This window comes from Klebsiella sp. 7-CIP_Kleb. (assembly GCF_050378655.1).
Taxonomy (GTDB): Bacteria; Pseudomonadota; Gammaproteobacteria; order Enterobacterales; family Enterobacteriaceae; genus Klebsiella; species Klebsiella quasipneumoniae.
Genome location: NZ_JBNRLJ010000014.1, coordinates 24,353 through 42,121 on the forward strand (window position 1 = coordinate 24,353; position 17,769 = coordinate 42,121).

The 17,769-nt window shown below is 59.9% G+C and carries 18 protein-coding genes and 1 pseudogene; 11 read left to right on the forward strand and 8 right to left on the reverse strand.

Annotated features, from left to right (window positions below; all coding sequences use genetic code 11):
- Window position 1: 1 nt before the first annotated feature.
- The 6 genes from eefC to ACQUTI_RS24965 all read left to right on the forward strand — a co-directional run bounded on the left by eefC (window position 2) and on the right by ACQUTI_RS24965 (window position 6,546).
- Entirely contained in the window at window positions 2-1,366 is a 1,365-nt protein-coding gene (eefC, locus tag ACQUTI_RS24940) for a multidrug efflux RND transporter outer membrane subunit EefC (protein WP_004205125.1), read from the forward strand.
- Between the two features lie 45 nt (window positions 1,367-1,411).
- Window positions 1,412-2,575 (forward strand): multidrug effflux MFS transporter, encoded by a 1,164-nt coding sequence (locus ACQUTI_RS24945; RefSeq protein WP_017900179.1) that lies wholly within the window; start codon window positions 1,412-1,414, stop codon window positions 2,573-2,575.
- A gap of 162 nt (window positions 2,576-2,737) precedes the next feature.
- Window positions 2,738-3,640: an N-acetylmuramic acid 6-phosphate etherase gene (murQ, locus tag ACQUTI_RS24950; protein WP_017900180.1), complete on the forward strand. Its 903-nt coding sequence runs from the start codon at window positions 2,738-2,740 to the stop codon at window positions 3,638-3,640.
- A 24-nt stretch (window positions 3,641-3,664) separates the two neighbouring features.
- A complete protein-coding gene (gene murP, locus ACQUTI_RS24955) occupies window positions 3,665-5,095 on the forward strand; it encodes a PTS N-acetylmuramic acid transporter subunit IIBC (RefSeq protein WP_043522794.1) in 1,431 nt (476 codons plus the stop codon).
- Between the two features lie 151 nt (window positions 5,096-5,246).
- A complete protein-coding gene (locus ACQUTI_RS24960) occupies window positions 5,247-6,149 on the forward strand; it encodes a DMT family transporter (RefSeq protein WP_004205129.1) in 903 nt (300 codons plus the stop codon).
- 106 nt (window positions 6,150-6,255) lie between these two features.
- Window positions 6,256-6,546 (forward strand): YicS family protein, encoded by a 291-nt coding sequence (locus ACQUTI_RS24965; protein WP_002923120.1) that lies wholly within the window; start codon window positions 6,256-6,258, stop codon window positions 6,544-6,546.
- A gap of 3 nt (window positions 6,547-6,549) precedes the next feature.
- On the opposite strand, the gene ACQUTI_RS24970 is transcribed toward ACQUTI_RS24965, so the two are convergent.
- Genes ACQUTI_RS24970 through galB form a run of 4 tightly spaced genes read right to left on the reverse strand, consistent with a single transcriptional unit; the run spans window position 6,550 to window position 9,956 of the window.
- Entirely contained in the window at window positions 6,550-7,416 is an 867-nt protein-coding gene (locus ACQUTI_RS24970) for an NAD(P)-dependent oxidoreductase (RefSeq protein WP_023319368.1), read from the reverse strand.
- A 2-nt stretch (window positions 7,417-7,418) separates the two neighbouring features.
- Window positions 7,419-8,504: a 4-oxalomesaconate tautomerase gene (locus ACQUTI_RS24975; RefSeq protein ID WP_004205131.1), complete on the reverse strand. Its 1,086-nt coding sequence runs from the start codon at window positions 8,502-8,504 to the stop codon at window positions 7,419-7,421.
- A gap of 1 nt (window position 8,505) precedes the next feature.
- Window positions 8,506-9,219 carry a 4-carboxy-4-hydroxy-2-oxoadipate aldolase/oxaloacetate decarboxylase gene (locus ACQUTI_RS24980; protein WP_032456757.1) on the reverse strand — a complete coding sequence of 238 codons (714 nt, stop codon included), beginning with the start codon at window positions 9,217-9,219 and terminating at the stop codon, window positions 8,506-8,508.
- Window positions 9,216-9,956, reverse strand: a complete 741-nt coding sequence (gene galB / locus ACQUTI_RS24985) for a 4-oxalmesaconate hydratase (RefSeq protein WP_004205133.1) — start codon at window positions 9,954-9,956, stop codon at window positions 9,216-9,218. The genes ACQUTI_RS24980 and galB overlap by 4 nt, the downstream gene beginning before the upstream one ends.
- A 127-nt stretch (window positions 9,957-10,083) precedes the next feature.
- On the opposite strand from galB, the gene ACQUTI_RS24990 reads away from it, so the two are divergent.
- Entirely contained in the window at window positions 10,084-11,310 is a 1,227-nt protein-coding gene (locus ACQUTI_RS24990; protein ID WP_017900183.1) for a LysR family transcriptional regulator, read from the forward strand.
- Here ACQUTI_RS24990 and ACQUTI_RS24995 read toward each other — a convergent pair.
- The 4 genes from ACQUTI_RS24995 to ACQUTI_RS25010 form a co-directional block, all read right to left on the reverse strand.
- Complete coding sequence (locus tag ACQUTI_RS24995) at window positions 11,307-12,569, reverse strand: gallate dioxygenase (protein ID WP_004205139.1); 1,263 nt, start codon at window positions 12,567-12,569, stop codon at window positions 11,307-11,309. The two genes, ACQUTI_RS24990 and ACQUTI_RS24995, sit on opposite strands and share 4 nt — an antisense overlap.
- A 13-nt stretch (window positions 12,570-12,582) precedes the next feature.
- A complete protein-coding gene (locus tag ACQUTI_RS25000; protein WP_043522802.1) occupies window positions 12,583-13,953 on the reverse strand; it encodes an MFS transporter in 1,371 nt (456 codons plus the stop codon).
- Window positions 13,954-14,166: 213 nt separating this feature from the next.
- Window positions 14,167-15,108: a LacI family DNA-binding transcriptional regulator gene (locus tag ACQUTI_RS25005; RefSeq protein ID WP_004205142.1), complete on the reverse strand. Its 942-nt coding sequence runs from the start codon at window positions 15,106-15,108 to the stop codon at window positions 14,167-14,169.
- A complete protein-coding gene (locus ACQUTI_RS25010) occupies window positions 15,092-15,307 on the reverse strand; it encodes a hypothetical protein (protein WP_131080047.1) in 216 nt (71 codons plus the stop codon). Before ACQUTI_RS25010 ends, ACQUTI_RS25005 begins: the two co-directional genes overlap by 17 nt.
- Window positions 15,308-15,401: 94 nt before the next feature.
- On the opposite strand from ACQUTI_RS25010, the gene ACQUTI_RS25015 reads away from it, so the two are divergent.
- The 4 genes and pseudogenes from ACQUTI_RS25015 to ACQUTI_RS25030 all read left to right on the forward strand — a co-directional run.
- Complete coding sequence (locus ACQUTI_RS25015) at window positions 15,402-15,716, forward strand: PTS sugar transporter subunit IIB (protein ID WP_023319372.1); 315 nt, start codon at window positions 15,402-15,404, stop codon at window positions 15,714-15,716.
- Between the two features lie 11 nt (window positions 15,717-15,727).
- The gene (locus ACQUTI_RS25020; RefSeq protein ID WP_004205144.1) at window positions 15,728-17,050 is read left to right on the forward strand and encodes a PTS sugar transporter subunit IIC; all 1,323 of its coding nucleotides are present in this window, start codon (window positions 15,728-15,730) and stop codon (window positions 17,048-17,050) included.
- A gap of 98 nt (window positions 17,051-17,148) precedes the next feature.
- A complete protein-coding gene (locus tag ACQUTI_RS25025; RefSeq protein WP_004205145.1) occupies window positions 17,149-17,451 on the forward strand; it encodes a PTS lactose/cellobiose transporter subunit IIA in 303 nt (100 codons plus the stop codon).
- Window positions 17,452-17,595: 144 nt separating this feature from the next.
- A pseudogene (locus ACQUTI_RS25030) lies at window positions 17,596-17,769 on the forward strand (carbohydrate porin); the annotation flags it as partial.

Here is a 17,769-nt window from a genome sequence, read left to right on the forward strand (position 1 = left end):
TATGTTTCGTTTGAGTTTTATGTTTATCGCGCTCCTGACCGCGGGCTGCGTCTCGCTTGACCCGCATTATGATCGCCCGGCCGCGCCGGTGCCGGCCACCCTGCCCGGGGCGCACGGCGAATCGACGGCGGTGGTGGGCGACTGGCAGAAAGTGGTCAATGACGCGCGGCTGAAAAAAGTGGTCAGTATCGCGCTGAACAGCAACCGCGATGTGCAAAAGGCGCTGGCCGATATCGAGGCCGCGCGCGCCCAGTACGGCGAGACGCGGGCGTCGCTGTTTCCCACTGTCGATGCCGAGCTGAGCCATACCCGCAGCAAAACGGTGGCCAGCGGCCTGAGCTCAACTTCGCAGGCCGACGGCGCGGTCTCCAGCTTCGAGCTGGATCTGTTTGGCAAGAACCAGAGCCTGTCGCGCGCGGCGCGCGAAACCTGGCTTGCCAGCGAATTCACCGCGCAGAATACCCGACTGACGATGATTGCCGATTTGACCACCGCCTGGGTGACGCTGGCGACGGATAACAGCAATCTGGCGCTGGCGCAGCAGACCATGGACAGCGCAGCAAACTCGCGCAACATCGTCGCCCGCCAGATGGCGGTGGGCACCGCCTCCGCCGGCGATTTAAGCTCGGCGGAAAGCGTCTATCAGCAGGCGCGCGCCAGCGTCGCCAGCTACCGCACGCTGGTGGCGCAGGATAAAAACGCCATTAACCTGCTGGCGGGGGAGACCGTGCCGGAGAGCCTGCTGCCCGGCACCCTCGAAAGTCTGGGGGATAACAGCATCGCCCTGGTGCCGGCGGGGGTGTCGTCGTCGGTGCTGCTGCGCCGGCCGGATATACAGGAAGCGGAGCACAACCTGAAGAGCGCCAATGCCGATATCGGCGCGGCGCGGGCGAATTTCTTCCCGTCGATTTCCCTGACCGCCAGCGCCGGGGTCGGCAGCGACTCGCTGTCGTCGCTGTTCAGCCACGGGATGCAGGTGTGGTCGTTCGCCCCCTCCATCAGCCTGCCGCTGTTCACCGGCGGCAGCAACCTGGCGCAGTTGCGCTATGCGGAAGCGGAGAAAAAGGGGCTGATCGCCACCTACGAGAAATCGATTCAGAGCGCCTTTAAGGACGTTGCCGATGCGCTGGCCCGCCGGGAAACGCTGAGCGAAGAGCTCGATGCCCAGCGGCAGTACGTCGCCGCCGAGCAGACCTCGCTGGATATCGCCATGAAGAGCTATCAGGCCGGGGTCGGCGATTATCTGTCGGTGCTTACGGCCCAGCGCACGCTGTGGTCGGCGAAGACGACGCTGCTGTCCCTGCAGCAGACCGACCTCAATAACCGGATCACCCTCTGGCAGTCGCTGGGCGGCGGCGCCAGTTAATTTCACCCGCCGGGCGGCCGCGCCCGGCTTCTGTAAGGAATCGTTATGCCACGTGTTTCCCTCTCCTGGGCGCTGATCCTCGGCCTGCTGTCGGGCATCGGCCCGCTGTGCACGGATTTTTATCTGCCGGCGCTGCCGGAGATAACTCAGCAACTGCAGGCCACCAGCACCCAGACCCAGCTGTCGCTGACCGCCGCGCTGATTGGCCTCGGCCTGGGTCAGCTGTTTTTCGGCCCGCTGAGCGACCGCATTGGCCGCCTGAAACCCCTGGCGCTGTCCCTGCTGCTGTTTATCTTCTCTTCGGCGATGTGCGCCCTGACAAGGGATATCAACATGCTGATTGTCTGGCGTTTTTTACAGGGCTTCGCCGGCGCCGGCGGTTCGGTGCTGTCGCGCTCCATCGCCCGCGATAAATACCAGGGCACCCTGCTGACCCAGTTTTTCGCCCTGCTGATGACGGTGAACGGCATTGCGCCGGTTCTGTCACCGGTGCTGGGCGGCTACGTGATCACCGCCTTCGACTGGCGAATTCTCTTCTGGACGATGGCCGCCATTGGCGGCGCGCTGCTGGTGATGAGCCTGACTATCCTGCGGGAAACGCGCCCGGCCGCGGCAACCAATGCGACCCGCCAGCGGCCCGGCCAGCCGGTGCTGAAGAATCGTCGTTTTCTACGCTTCTGCCTGATTCAGGCCTTTATGATGGCCGGACTGTTCTCCTACATCGGTTCCTCTTCCTTCGTGATGCAGAGCGAATACGGCATGAGCGCCATGCAGTTCAGCCTGCTGTTCGGTCTGAACGGTATCGGGCTGATTATCGCGGCGATGATCTTTTCCCGTCTGGCGCGCCGCTTCAGCGCCGAAAGCCTGCTGCGCGGCGGCCTGACGCTGGCGGTGAGCTGCGCGGCGATCATGCTGCTGTTTGCCTGGCTGCAGCTGCCGGTGCTGGCGCTGGTCGGCCTGTTCTTTACCGTGTCGCTGATGAGCGGCATCAGCACCGTCGCCGGCGCGGAGGCGATGAGCGCCGTTGACGCCGCGCAGTCCGGGACCGCGTCCGCGCTGATGGGCACCCTGATGTTTGTCTTCGGCGGCATCGCCGCGCCGCTGGCGGGCCTCGGTGGCGAAACGATGCTGAAAATGAGCCTCGCGATGGCGATCTGCTACCTGCTGGCGCTGCTAATGGGCCTCAGCCAGCCGCGAAGCGCGCGCTAAACGCCAGGTGCGGTAATAAAATATTCCATCTTTATTACCGCACTATTTCCCGCCATCTCTACCATTCTCGTATTATTCTCCGCGTACTAATCGTGATACTCTTCACATGCAAGGAATAAATAATTCCTTATACTGCGCACGACTGAGAATAACGAGGTTTCTATGAGTATCGACCTGAGCAAACTGCTGACCGAGCGACGCAACGCCAACAGCGCCAACATTGACACCCTTTCCACCCTTGAGATGCTGACGGTGATAAACCAGGAAGACCAGCAGGTGGCCCAGGCGATTACGCCCTATCTGCCGCAGATTGCCGAGGTGGTGGATAAGGTCGCGACGGCGCTGCAGGCCGGTGGCCGCTTGATTTATATCGGCGCTGGCACCTCAGGGCGTCTGGGGATCCTCGATGCCAGCGAATGCCCACCGACCTTCGGCACCCGCCCGGAGCAGGTGGTGGGGATCATCGCCGGCGGACATAAAGCGATTCTCAGCGCCGTGGAAAACGTGGAAGACAACAAAGCGCAGGGGGCGATGGATCTGCAGAACCTGAACTTCAGCCACCGCGATGTGCTGGTGGGGCTGGCGGCCAGCGGACGCACGCCGTACGTCATTGGCGCCATGGAGTATGCCCATCGCCAGAATGCCTTTGTCGCCATCGTCAGCTGTAACCCGCATGGCGAAATGGCCCAGCTGGCGGACGTCGCCATTACTCCGGTTGTCGGCCCGGAAGTGGTCACTGGCTCTACCCGCCTGAAAGCCGGCACCGCGCAGAAGCTGGTGCTGAACATGATCTCCACCGGGGCGATGATCCGCGTCGGCAAGGTCTACAGCAACCTGATGGTCGACGTCGAAGCGACCAACGCCAAGCTGATTGAGCGCCAGGTTTCCATCGTGATGGAGGCGACCGACTGCGATCGCCCCACCGCCCAGAATGCGCTGGAGGCCTGCGGCCGCCACTGTAAAACCGCGATCGTGATGGTGCTGGCAGACTTAAGCGCCGAAGAGGCGCAGTCGCTGCTGGCGAAAAACAACGGCTACATCCGCAAGGCGCTCAGCAACGCCTGAGCGCCGACAGACAGGTAACGGGCAATGGCAAAAATAACGAAAGAGATGATAGCGCGGATCCTCAGCCACGTGGGCGGCGCCGCAAACGTCGCGCAGGCGGGCAACTGCATGACGCGCCTGCGCTTGACCCTGCGCGATGAAGGGCTGGCCGACACCACCGCCATCCGCCAGATTGACGGCGTGATGGGGGTGATCGTCAGCGACGAGCAGTTCCAGGTAGTGCTCGGCCCCGGCAAAGCGCAAACCGCCGCCGAGATGATGAACGGCCTGCTGGAGGAGGCCCCTGCCGCGCCGTCGCTGGCCGATGTCGCGGCGGAGAGAAAACAGGCGCTGAAGGGCAAGCAGACCAGCGCGGTGCAGAAGTTTCTCGCCAAATTCGCCACCATCTTTACGCCGCTGATCCCCGGCTTTATCGCCGTCGGGCTGCTGCTGGGCTTCGCCACCCTGGCGGAGCAGGTTTTCGTGCTGGAGAACGCCCATCCGAACGCCAGCCTGGTGGCGCTGATTGGCTATATGAAGGTCTTCAGCAAAGGGATGTTCACCTTCCTGAGCATCCTGATTGGCTATAACGCGCAGAAGGCGTTCGGCGGCTCCGGGGTGAACGGCGCGATTATCGCCTCGCTGTTCGTGCTGGGCTACAACCCGGAGGCGACCAGCGGCGTCTACGCCGGGATCTCCACCTTCTTCGGCCACAGCATCGATCCGCGCGGCAATATCATCGGCGTACTGATCGCCGCCATCCTTGGCGCGTGGGTTGAACGCCAGGTGCGGCGGGTAATGCCGGCCAACCTCGATATGATCCTCACCTCGGCGGTGACGCTGCTGATCATGGGCGCGGTGACCTTTACGGTGATCATGCCGATTGGCGGCTGGTTGTTTACCGGCATGTCGTGGTTGTTCCTGCATCTTAACGGCAATCCGTTTGGCTCGGCGGTGCTGGCCGGTCTGTTCCTGCTGGCGGTGATGTTCGGCGTCCATCAGGGGTTTGTCCCGGTCTATTTTGCGCTGGTGGACGCCCAGGGCTTTAACTCGCTGTTCCCGATCCTGGCGATGGCCGGGGCCGGGCAGGTGGGGGCGGCGCTGGCGCTGTTCTGGCGGGCGAAGCGCGATTCGCTGCTGCGAACCCAGATTAAGGGGGCGATTATTCCGGGCTTCCTCGGGATTGGCGAGCCGCTAATCTACGGCGTCACCTTGCCGCGGATGAAGCCGTTTGTTACCGCCTGCCTCGGCGGCGCCTGCGGCGGCTTCTTCGTCGGGCTGATCGCCTGGCTGGGGCTGCCGGTCGGCCTGAACACCGTATTCGGTCCGTCCGGGCTGGTGGCGCTGCCGCTGATGACCTCCGGCAGCGGGATTTACGCCGGGATGGCGGTTTACGCAGGCGGACTGGCGGTCTCCTACCTGTGCGGCTTTGTGCTCACCTGGCTGTTCGGCAGTAAAAATGTCGATTTAAGCTAGAACGCGATTGTCGGGTCATGCCCGGCGGCGACTTCGACTTCCCGGGCCTGCAAAATCGTTACCCCGCCGCGGCCAACTACCATTTCCTGCCCCGCCGCCCGGGCGGGCGCATGCTATGATTCCCCTTTGTCACATTTCACCAGAGGAAAAGATGGGCTCCAGCAAAAAAGGGATGCTGAACGTACTGATTGCCGCCGTGCTGTGGGGCAGTTCCGGGGTATGCGCGCAGTTTATTATGCAGGAAAGCCAGATGTCGTCGCCGTTTCTGACCATGACGCGTCTGCTGTTCGCCGGGCTGATCCTGCTGATGCTCGGCTTTGTTCACGGCGACCGCATTTTCCGCGTGCTGCAAAACCGCCGCGACGCCGTCAGCCTGCTGTTTTTCTCGCTGTTTGGCGCGTTAACCGTGCAGTTCACCTTTCTGATGACCATTGAAAAATCGAATGCCGCCACGGCCACGGTGCTGCAGTTCCTGTCCCCGACGATCATCGTCGCCTGGTTCGCCCTCGCCCGCAAAGCGCGCCCCACTCCGTTGGTGCTGGGGGCTATCTGCACCTCGCTGGCGGGCACCTTTCTGCTGGTAACCCACGGCAACCCGACGACGCTGTCGATTTCGCCGGCGGCGCTGTTCTGGGGGATCGCCTCGGCGTTTGCCGCCGCGTTTTATACCACCTATCCCTCGACGCTAATTGCCCGCTACGGGACGCTGCCGATCGTCGGCTGGAGCATGCTGTTCGGCGGTGCGATGCTGCTGCCGTTTTACGGCGGCCAGGGCACCGATTTTGTGGTGAACGGCAGCCTGCTGTTAGCTTTTTTCTACCTGGTGGTGATCGGTACTTCGCTGACATTCAGCCTTTATCTTAACGGCGCGCAGAAGATTGGCGGCGCCAAAGCCGGGATCCTCAGCTGCGCCGAACCGCTGAGCAGCGCCCTGCTGTCGCTCCTGCTTCTGGGGATCACCTTCACGCTGCCGGACTGGCTGGGCACTCTGCTGATCCTGGCGTCGGTGGTGCTGATCGCCATCGACTCACGGCGGCGGGTGAGAGCCGCCTGAGGCGATGATAACAAACGCCTTTTCAATAAGTTAAATTAACCGCTATTTGCGTGTTTTCCCGCCTGCGCATATAGTTGACGGAAGCGATTACGGAAGGAGAAGCCTGATGAAAGCATGTTGGATGGTATGCCTGGTCACCGCCCTGAGCGCCACGTCGGCGTGGGCCGAATCACCGCTGCAAAGCCTGCAGTTCGAGCAGCAAAAGCAGCAGGTGCTCAAAGCGGTGAAGGAAAAATGCGCGCCAGCAAGCCACCTCAGCGACAACGATTTTGCCAATAAAGTACTGGCGACCGACGGCAACAAGAACGCGGTCCGCGAAGCGACGCTGGCGAAAGAGCGCAATAACCAAAAAAGCTACCAGGCCGCAATCGACAAAATCGTCTGTCCGGCCAAATAGCGGTTATTTCAGCCTGGCGACCAGCGTTTTCCAGTCAAACGGCGTCAGCTGCCTGTAGCTCAGGCTACGGGCGGCCATCTGCTCCGGAAGCTGGCGCTGGCTTTTCGCGATCGCCTCGCTCATTATCCCGGCGCTCCCCACATCACGCAGGGTTTTCACCACCTCTTCCATCTCTTCGCTGCGCCGAACGCCATGTTCCGCCACCCGGCTGATCAGATAGTCGGGAAACGCGCCTGTCCAGCCCAGAGACGGGAAACTATGATGCAAGGAGCTAAGCACCTCCTCCTCGACGCCATATTCACGGGCCGCGAACAGGCATTCTGTGGTGAGCGCTTCAAGACCTTTGATCATCACGCTACGGCACATTTTTATCGCCGACACCTGGCCCACCGTACTGGCGCCATAGCGGGCATTCAGCCCCAGCCCCTGCAGACGCGGCGCGATCGCCTCCGCCTGCGGCCCGCCGATCAATAACGGTGTCTGCAATCGGGCCGGCGGCACCGGCGCCATCACCGCGACATCAATGTAGGCGCCGGGCAGAAAATGTTCAGCTGCCTGCCGTTTCGTTTCCGGCGCCACGGAGTTGAGATCGAGGAAATATTGCCCCGGCTGCAGCAGCGCGGCGGCCTGCTGCGCGACCTTTAACGCCTCACCGGCGGTCACAGTAGAAAAAATCAGCGCGGCGCTCTCCAGCGCCTGCGCCAGCGAACTCCCCGCCTGAACGCGCGAATCACCGGCTTTCCTGACCATTGCCTCTCGCTCCGGGCCATTGAGCTTGCAATCCCATATGGTCACCGCATGCTCACGGGCCAGATCTGCCGCCAGAATGCCACCCGCCTCGCCAAAACCAATAAACGCGATTGTCGTCATCATTACTCCTCACGCGGCCAGACGCGGGCCGGAATAAAAACTTCGCCAGCAAACAGCAGTCGCGCCGTGCGTAACAGGCCGCAGCCTGTCAGGGCGCCGTCTGCGTCAAGCTGAAGCGTCACGCTAAATTCGCCTGTCGGATGCTCGACGCTGAGCAGCGGCGTAGCGCCTGGCGCGACCTGCGCCATGCCCTGCGCGACGGATCCAGGAAGCAGACAGGCGCTGGCCACGCTCACCGCGCCAAATACGCCGATCGACGCGTGGCAGCGGTGCGGGATAAAGGTGCGGCTGCTGATGGCGCCGCCGTGTCGCGGCTCGGCGATCAGGGTCATCTTGGGCACCGTGCGCTGGCTGACGTCGCCAAGCTGCATCAGCGGCCCGGCCTGCAGGCGAATCGACTCCAGGCGACGTTTAAGCGCGTCGTCATTATCCAGCTGTTCGCGCGTCTCATAGCCGGTGCAACCGAGGTCGCACGCGCGCAGCAGGATCACCGGCATTCCGTTATCGATGCAGGTCACCTCGACGCCGTCAAAACGGTCACGGACCCGGCCGGTCGGCAGCAGGGCCCCGCAGCTGGAGCCGGCGACATCAAGAAAATGGAGCAGGATCGGGCTGGCGCTGCCCGGCACGCCATCGATACGACTCTCGCCGACGTAGTCGACCCCGTCGGCATCGCAGGGGATCTCTGCCACCGCCAGTTGCCCCGTGTTCTCCATATAAATACGCACCCGAGTGAGCGGCGCATCGTGGCGAATCAGCCCACGCTCGATGGCGAAAGGGCCAACGGCGGCAAGAATATTGCCGCAGTTTTGGCCGTAGTCCACAGAGGCCCCCGTCACGTTCACCTGGGCAAACAGATAGTCCACATCGGCGTCAGGCCGTGCGGAGCGGCGGATAATCGCCACTTTACTGGTCAGCGGATCGGCGCCGCCGATCCCGTCAATTTGCCGGGGATCAGGCGAGCCCATCACCGCCAGCAGCACCGCATCACGTTGCACCGGATCGGCAGGCAGATCGTCAGCCAGAAAACAGGCCGCCTTCGAGGTGCCGCCGCGCATCCATAGACAGGGAATTCCGCGTTGCGCCATCTTACTCCTCCACCTCATCTGCGCTGTCGTAATACCGCAGCCCCTTTTCCGCCAGACGCTGGCGCATCGCGTAAATATCCAGCCCCAGCTCGCCATGGCGCATCCGCTCACGCTTCGCAAGCTCATTGCTCATGCGTGCTTCCGCTTTATCGAGCACATCACGCACCTGGGCGTGAGGCAGCACCACGACGCCATCGTCGTCGGCCACCACGACATCGCCCGGCTGCACAAGCTGGCCTGCGCAAATCACCGGGACGTTAACCGAGCCGAGGCTCTCTTTCACCGTTCCCTGGGCATAAACCTGACGGGACCAGACGGCGAATCCCATCTCCCGCAACGTTTGCGAATCGCGAATGCCGATATCGCCCACCAGACCGACCACACCGCGCGATTGGAGAGACGTCGCCAGCAGATCGCCGAAGAAGCCATCGCCGCACGGCGACGTCGGGGCCACCACCAGAATATCGCCGGCGCGGCACTGCTCGACCGCAACATGAAACATCCAGTTGTCGCCTGGCGTCACCAGTACCGTGACCGCGTTGCCCGCCCGGCTGACGCCCTGCTGAATCGGACGGATTGCCGGTCCCATCAGCCCCTGGCGTGCCCAGGCTTCATGGAGCGTCGCCACCCCGGCCGCCTCACAGCGGCGCAAAACCGCCTCGTCATGGCGCGGCAGATGGCGGATAACAAGGCCTTTTTTATTTAACAGGTTCATGCCAGGTTCTCCGTTACGCGGGGGAAGATGCTCTGGAAGGCTTCGCCGTGAACGATATCGCGCGCGGCCGTGATGCCGATGTTGCGTTTGGCCTGCACTCCGCGCTGCAGCGCCACGCGGGTGTAGTACTCCCACAAATGCTCCTGGCCCTGCATACACTGAATGGCCTGATACTTTTTCTCCCAGACAGTGGTGATGTCCAGCAGCACATCAGGCTTCCAGTTGCACTGCTCCGGCTGGTGCGGTTCGAAACAGTAAACCGGGGGAGCAGCGACAATTTTCTCGCCAGGGCGATAGCCTTCTGCCTGAGCGATAATCCGAGCCTCCTGAGCCAGGTGGGAGGCCAGCGGGTGATCGTAGTTATAGGGATCCTGCAGCGAGTGCGTCAGAACAAAGTGGGGCTGGATACGGCGATACACATCCGCCAGACGAAACAGCGTCTCTTTATCGGCGCGCAGCGGATAGTCGCCGATATCAAAGAATTCGACGCTGGCGCCCAGGATCTCGGCGGCGGCCTGCGCCTCTTCGCGACGGACTTGCTTCACCGCCTCCTCGGTCATGTTGCCTTTACGCCACAGTTTGGCGGACTCGCCGCGCTCGCCAAAGGACAAACAGACCACATGGACCTGATAGCCCTGCAGGGCATGCAGGGCTATCGCACCGCCCGCGCGCCAGACGAAATCGGCCGAGTGGGCGCTGACGACAAGGGCACTTTTTTCGCTAACCGGATGAGACATGATGGCTTCCTCTGTTGTTTTTTTCAGCTTGTCATGTCCCGCCGTTGGAAGGTAATTCGTTAACTTGCGAAGGCTATGATTTTTATTTATGTTGTCGACTCACTCACTATTTCAGGCCTGACGAATAATGCTGAAGAGAAAGCACGATAAAATCATAAATATCATGCAGCTGCGCTTTTTTTGTCAGGTCGCGCTGCGCGGAAGCGTCTCGCGTGCTGCCGATGACTTATTCCGCACGCAGTCAGCGATAACCCGGGCTATCCGCGACCTTGAAGCCGCGTTGAACGTCACGCTGTTCGAACGCCATTACAGCGGCATGGTGCCCACCGAGTATGGCAAGTGCATCCTGCCGCGCGCCCGGCGGGCGATTGACGACCTGCAGGCCATCCCGGCGCTGTTGCAGAAGCACCATACCCGCACCAGCGGCCCGCTGGCGGACGCCGGTTGGCTGTTCAATACCCGCCGGTTAGCCATTTTTATTCAGCTCTATCACGTCAACCATACCCAAACCGTCGCGCAACAGTTGGGGATCACCCAGCCGGCGGTCAGCGCCGCGCTGAAGGTCCTGGAGAAAGGGGCGGATTCGGCGCTGTTTCGCCGAACGCCAGAAGGGGTGCGTCCCACGCCTGCCGCAGAACTGCTCTATCCCCCGGTGAGCAGAGCGCTCAACGAGCTGGAAAACATCTGGAGCGATCTCGCCGCCCGTCGCGGGGTGCTGGAGGGCACCGTGCGCATTGGCGCCCTGCCGCTGAGTCGCACCCGGCTACTGCCCTCCGCCATCGCCGCCTTTCTGGCCCAGCACCCGGGCATTACCCTCATGACCAATGAAAGCCCGTATGAGTCGCTGGTCGCCGATATGCGCGCAGGTAATATCGATTTTATTATCGGCGCCCTGCGTCAGGATGAAGATCTCCCGGACCTCTGTAGCGAGGCGTTATTCGAAGAGGATATGCTGATTTTACTGCGTAATAACCACCCGCTGCTGCGCCATCCGGATCCGCGCAGCCAGCTGGCGACAGCGCAATGGGTGCTGCCGCGCGCCAACGCGCCGGCGCGCCATTTGCTGGATAAGGCGTTTGTCACCCTGGGGCTGCCGCTGCCCCAGCCGACGGTGGAGACCGGGGATGCGGCGATGGTGCGAGGATTGCTGCAGGACTCCGACATGCTGGCGGCGGTTTCCGCCAGCCAGATGCGTTTTGAAACTGACAATGGGTTGCTCAGCGTGTTGCCGGTCCCCCTGCCCGATACCACCCGGCGTATCGGGCTGACGTTTCGCGCCGGCAGCCTGCCCTCCCCGGCGACGCAGGCGCTGTTGCGTTTTATTTATCAGCAGGTTCAGGACGGGACCGTTTAACGTTTACCCGCCACCGAATAGGTTACCTGTTGGTTGCGCGTTTGCTGAAACGCCTCCAGCGTCTGCCCGCGCATCGCGGCGTAAATATGCAGGTTGGATACGCCGACCACCGCGCCCATTTTCTCCAGCAGGAAGAAACTGGCGCCATACTGAATCAATCCCCGCCAGTCGCGTGCGTTGAGCAACTGCTGTTCCTCCTCACTCAGTCCGGCTTCGGCATAAAGCGACTGAGGCGACTGCAGAAAACGTTCGCGCCAGGCAGGCTCAATCAGCCGATGCAGGAAACGGTTAAGCCGCAAGCCATTCAGGCTGCGCTCGTGGGTAAAAGGATAGGTTCCCGGCAGTTTCTCCACCCCGGCCAGCTGCTGCGCCATATGCTGGCGATGGCGCGTCAGGGTATCGACGGGGGGCAGGCGCGCATTGTTCTCAAGGATCAGCGTAGCGATACCGGTCATCGACGGCAGGTAATAGTCGCGCCAGGTTTCGGTGACATTGGCTGATAGCGCGCCGCGCATCACCAGCCACATGATCACCTCAGACCCTTCCATTCCCCCCAGCTCGGCATATTCGCCAAGGGTCATTTCGGTAAGCTTTTCCGGGTCATTAACCAACATGTCAACAAACTGGGCATCCCAGTCGGGATTATTAAATCCGCAGCGCTCGCCATGAACCTGATGCGAGAGCCCGCCGGTCGCGACAATCGCCACATTGATATCTTCCGGGAAGCTTTCAATTGCCCGGCGCAGCGCCTGGCCGAGTCGGTAACAACGGCGCGCGCTCGGTACCGGAAATTGCAGCACGCCGATCTGTAACGGGATTACCGCCGTCGGCCACCCCTGCGCTTCATCCCAGGGCAACAGCGCCGAAAGCGGCGAGAAAAGGCCGTGGTCGAGCTTTTTATCCATAAAGAACGACATATCAAACTCATCGGCCATCAGGCTGGCGCCAATGTGCCTTGAGAGCGCCGCATTGCCCTGGACCGGCGGCAGACAGCGTGGTCCGCCGCCTTCATCGGCAACGTCATATTGACTATCGATTCCCAGCGTAAATGTCGAATAGTGATCGAAGAAAAAGGCGGTCACATGGTCATTAAAGATGTACACCAGCGCATCCGGTTTTTTCTCCTCCAGCCAGCGCTGCAGCGGTTCGAAGCTCTGGAAGATCGGCGACCATGCCGGGTCCTGCTGTTTATGATGATCGACCGCGAAGCCGATAGTCGGGGTATGAGAGACGGCGATACCGCCGAGAATGTTAGCCATCAGATAACTCCACTTATCGGTGTTCCAGGGGGGATGACAAAGCGTCCAGTTCTGCCTCTGTGAGTCGAGGCTTAGCGTGATTCATACGGTGCAACAAAATACAGGTCCCCGCCAGGCAGGCCGGCAGCGCAAGCACCAAAAAGATCGACGAGTGTCCCGGCACGGCCAGCATCAGCATCCCGCCCAGCGTGGAGCTGAGAATAGCCCCGGTACGGCCGATACCATGCATCCAGCTGACGCCGGTAGCACGGATCTCGGTTTGATAATAGGCTGGCGAATAGGCCTGCAGACCGTTCTGCGCGCCGTTAATGCACATCCCGCTGATAAAAATCAGCACCGACAGCGCCGCCGATCCGAAGTCCATCAACCCCTGGGACAACAGGCACAGGCAGCCGAGGAAATAGGTTGCCGCAATCACCGCTTTCGCCGAAGCACGATCCATCAGCATACCGACAAGGATGCCGCCCAGCGGGCCGCCGAGCTGGAACAAGCCGGTCATCATCGCCGCCTGCTGCAGCGACAGCCCGCCGGAGCGGAGAATGGTTGGCAGCCAGCCGTTCAGCAGATATATCACGAACAGCCCCATAAAATAGGTCAGCCACAGCGCTATCGTGCCGCGGGCATAGCCATACCGAAACAGCTGCGCCACTTTACTGCTCCGCGTGATGGGCGGCGCATTCAGCTGGAAGACGGTGTCAGCCGTAAACTGGCCTCCAAGCCGGTTAAGCGCCCTGGCGATCTGCTCGCCCGGTAGTCGGCGCGCCACCATGCTCATCGCCGACTCCGGCAACATCACGATCATAAAGGGAAGCACCACGAGCGGCAGCACGCCGCCAAAAATCAGCGCCGAGTGCCAGCTGTAATGCGATAACAACCCGGCAGCGATAAAGCCGCCGAGGCCGGAACCCACGTTGAATCCGCTGTACATCAGGGTGATCATCACCCCTTTACGCCGCTCCGGCATATATTCCGCCACCAGCGTGACGCAATTGGGCATCACGGCGCCAAGTCCGAGGCCGGTGAGAAAGCGCAGCAGCGCCAGCTGCGACGGGCTTTGCGCCACGGCGCCGGCCAGGCTGAACAGCGCAAACAGCGCCACCGACCAGAGTAAAATGCGTTTTCGGCCGTAGCGGTCAGAAAGCGGGCCCGCCACCAGCGCGCCAATGGCGACGCCGAACATAGCCGCCCCAAGAATCGGCCCCATTTCAGCCCGGCTGATGCCCCAGTCCTCGATGAGCGCCGGGGCGACAAAGCCCATCACCGCAGCGTCATACCCATCCAGCATAATGATGATGAAACAGAGCAGCAGCACGTTCCATTGAAAGCGCGAGACCGGGCGGGCATCTATCCACGCTTTCACATCGACAACGTTCATGTGATTCATAGGGTGACTTCCTCAAGCAGGCGGTACGAATGTTCTGGTTAGTGTTTTTTTTGAGTGGAACTTTCGTACTCAACTTAAGGCAGGTCACGCAGGCTGTCCGGTTCGAAAACCCGGCGACAGATATGAGTTTTATTTATAATGTGAGGGATACGACAAAAAACAGCCAATAAAAAACCCGCAGCCAACGGCGGCGGGTCAGGGCAAGAGCGACGATCAGTGCTTTGGAATAATTAAATCGCCGCGCAGCGGGCTGCCGCCCGGGTTGTCCGTTTTCTCGGTCAGCCAGTTGACGATCCGCGACGCCATCGCGTCCATGGAATATTCAATCGCCGGGATAGTCGGGATTCCGGGCAGCTGTAACGATCCGGCGAGGCTAAACACCATCACATTTTGCGGAACGGCGCGGTTAAACGCCTGCAGCTGCGGCACCACGCGCTGCGCCTGCAGCTCATCGCTCACCAGCAGCGCGTTAAAGTTCAGCGTCGTGGCGTTATTGACCAGCTCCTGCACCGCCACCGACGGCGAGGTGTTATCCAGAAACACCAGATTGCGATTAAACGGCAAAAAGTTTTTTTCCAGCGCGTGCTTGTAGCCCAGCAGCACCTGATCGGCAAAGCCGCTGCTCTGCGGATGGATCAGCGCAATCTGCCTTCTGCCCTGGCTTATCAGATAGTGGCAGGCGGTTTCGGCGGCGAAGGCGTGATCGAACTGAATGCTGTTTTCGCCCTCGCTGTCGAGGCAGTCCACCAACACCACGTCCGGGCGGTTAATATTCAGAGGAAAACGCGCGCCGATGATCAGCACGTTATCGCACAGCCCGCAGGTTAACTCCTCCAGCGAGTTCATCACGCCGCTGCTGGTGTTGGCGAAGCGCAGCAGCAGGTGCTTCTGGTGCTGGCTGAGCTGTTTTTCCAGGGCGTAGAGATAGCTGGTGGTTTGATTGATATTGTCCTGGGCGCAGATGACGCCGATGCAGCCGGTGGACTGGCTAAGCAACGACTGGGCTATCATGTTTGGCCGGTAATTGAGCGCTTCCGCCGCCTGCAGCACCGCCTGACGACTGGCTTCCTTCACGCCACGTGAGCCGCTCAACACTCGCGACACCGTGGCTTTGGAAACCCCGGCAAGTCGTGAAACATCATTGATTGTCGACATCATTTTCCCCTGCGCGGGCGCCGCGTCCCGCCAAAATCCTGTAAACCTGAATCGCTTCAATTATGACCAGCGCAGTATATCCATTTCGCCATTTGTTTGGAAACCGATTTTCCATTTCAGCGCAAAACATCGCCAAATCGACAGAATAATGTGAGCCAAATCCAATAAATCCGCCCCATAAGCAGGAGATCTTGACCACTATCACAGTTCTGCTTTTTATAAATGGAAACCGGTTTCCGTCTGATATCAAATCATCCACGCAATAACTTTTTACATTTTGAGGATGGTCGTCGATGTACAAGATTATGCTGTGCTGCTCTGCCGGAATGTCCACTAGTCTGCTGGTCAGAAAGATGGTGGAGGCGGCGAATGAACGTGATCTGCCGGTGCAGATTGACGCCTATGGCGTTTCCGAATTTGACATCCAGTTTCCGCAGTATCAGGTGGTGTTGCTAGGCCCCCAGGTAAAATACATGTTGAAAACCCTGTCTGACAAAGCGGCTCCCCTGAACATTCCCGTTCAGCCCATCGATACGATGGACTACGGTATGCAGCGGGGAGACAACGTCCTGAATTATGCTCTGTCGCTGATCCCAGCGGCGCACTGAGAGGTGTTGAAATGAGTTCTCTGTATCAGTCCATGATTGCCGTGATCGAGCAATCTATTACTCCGCTGGCAGGACGCCTTGGGCAGCAGAAATATGTTATCGCTATCCGCGATGGCTTCACTGCCGCATTGCCGTTTATGATCATCGGCTCTTTCATGCTGGTATTTATCTTTCCGCCGTTTTCACCCGAGACCACCAACGGCTTTGCCCGCGGCTGGCTCGATTTCTCCCAGCACTACCGCGAACAGCTGATGCTGCCGTTTAACCTCAGCATGGGCGTAATGACCTTCTTTATCTCGGTCGGCATTGGCGCCAGCCTCGGTCGTCAGTTTCAGCTGGATCCGGTGATGTCCGGTCTGCTGGCGTTTATGGCCTTCCTGCTGGTCGCCGCGCCCTATGCCGATGGAAAAATTTCCACTCAGTATCTGTCCGGCCAGGGCATTTTTACCGCCCTGATCACCGCCATCTACTCCACCCGCGTCTACGCGTGGCTGAAGCAAAACAACATCACCATTCGACTGCCGAAAGAGGTACCGACCGGCGTCGCTCGTTCGTTTGAAATCCTTATCCCGGTGCTGGTGGTGATTGGTACTTTGCATCCGCTGAACCTGTTTATCGAAGCGCAGACCGGGATGATCCTGCCGCAGGCGATCATGCATCTGCTGGAGCCGCTGGTTTCCGCCTCCGACTCGCTGCCGGCGATTTTGCTCTCCGTCCTGATGTGCCAGATTTTCTGGTTCGCTGGGATCCACGGCTCGCTGATTGTCACCGGCATTATGAACCCGTTCTGGATGGCTAACCTCTCGGCAAACCAGGCTGCGCTGGCGGCCGGCACGGTGTTGCCGCACGTCTATCTGCAGGGCTTCTGGGATCACTATCTGCTGATTGGCGGCGTCGGTTCGACCCTACCGCTGGCCTTCCTGCTGCTGCGTAGTCGGGCCACGCATCTGCGCACCATCGGCAAGATGGGTATCGTGCCGAGCTTCTTTAATATCAACGAGCCGATCCTGTTCGGGGCGCCGATCATCATGAACCCGATGATGTTTATCCCCTTCGTCTGCGTACCGATGGTCAACGCGGTGCTAGCTTACGGCGCGACGCGTCTTGGCTGGCTGAGCCAGGTGGTGTCCCTCACTCCGTGGACCACGCCGGCACCGATTGGCGCCTCGTGGGCGGCCAACTGGACGCTGAGCCCGGTAGTGATGTGCCTTATCTGCATGGTGATGTCGGCGGTCATTTACCTGCCGTTCCTGCGCGCCTATGAACGTTCCTTAATGAAAACCGAAGTTGAGAAAACCAAAAATAGCGTTCCGGTGGCAGAAACCGTTAGCTAATTCCTCTCCGCCCCGGAGAGATAATATGATGGCAGCGTAATAATGCAGAAAAAGGACTTTCACTGCATTATTAAATAATAAAGACCTCAGGAATACACATGATTGAATTAGAAGATGCGGTAATGGAAATTATCGTTAATGCGGGACAGTCACGCTCATTATGTTTTGAAGCGCTACATGCGGCCCGAACCGGAAATATCGACGAAGCGCGTTTACTGTTAAATGAAGCCGACGGTTACGCCCGTCGGGCGCATCAGATGCAGACCCAGCTCATCGAGCAGGATGCCGGTGAAGCGCGTCAGCCTATGACGCTGATTATGGTACATGCCCAGGATCATCTGATGAATTCGCTGCTGGCCCGCGAGTTCTCAGAAGAATTAATCCATCTGTACCAGCGTTAATTAATATGGAATAACGCCTGCGAGAATATTATTCTCCGGCGTCGTTGTACCCTAAAAAACAAATCAGCTTATTTTGGCTATATATTTTAGCCAGAATGGGATGGTTATTATCTGAAATATATTAATTATTAAAGCGAGATAACCATGAATACTGTGAAAAAACTGCCTTTAGCCATGGCGGTTGTCGCCGCGCTGTGCCCAATTTCCGTAATGGCGCAAGAATTTACTCAGGAACAGATCGACGCCATCGTCGCCAAAGCCGTTGATAAAGCGCTGGCCGAACGCCAGGCGAAAATCGACGCCGCGGCCGACAAAAAG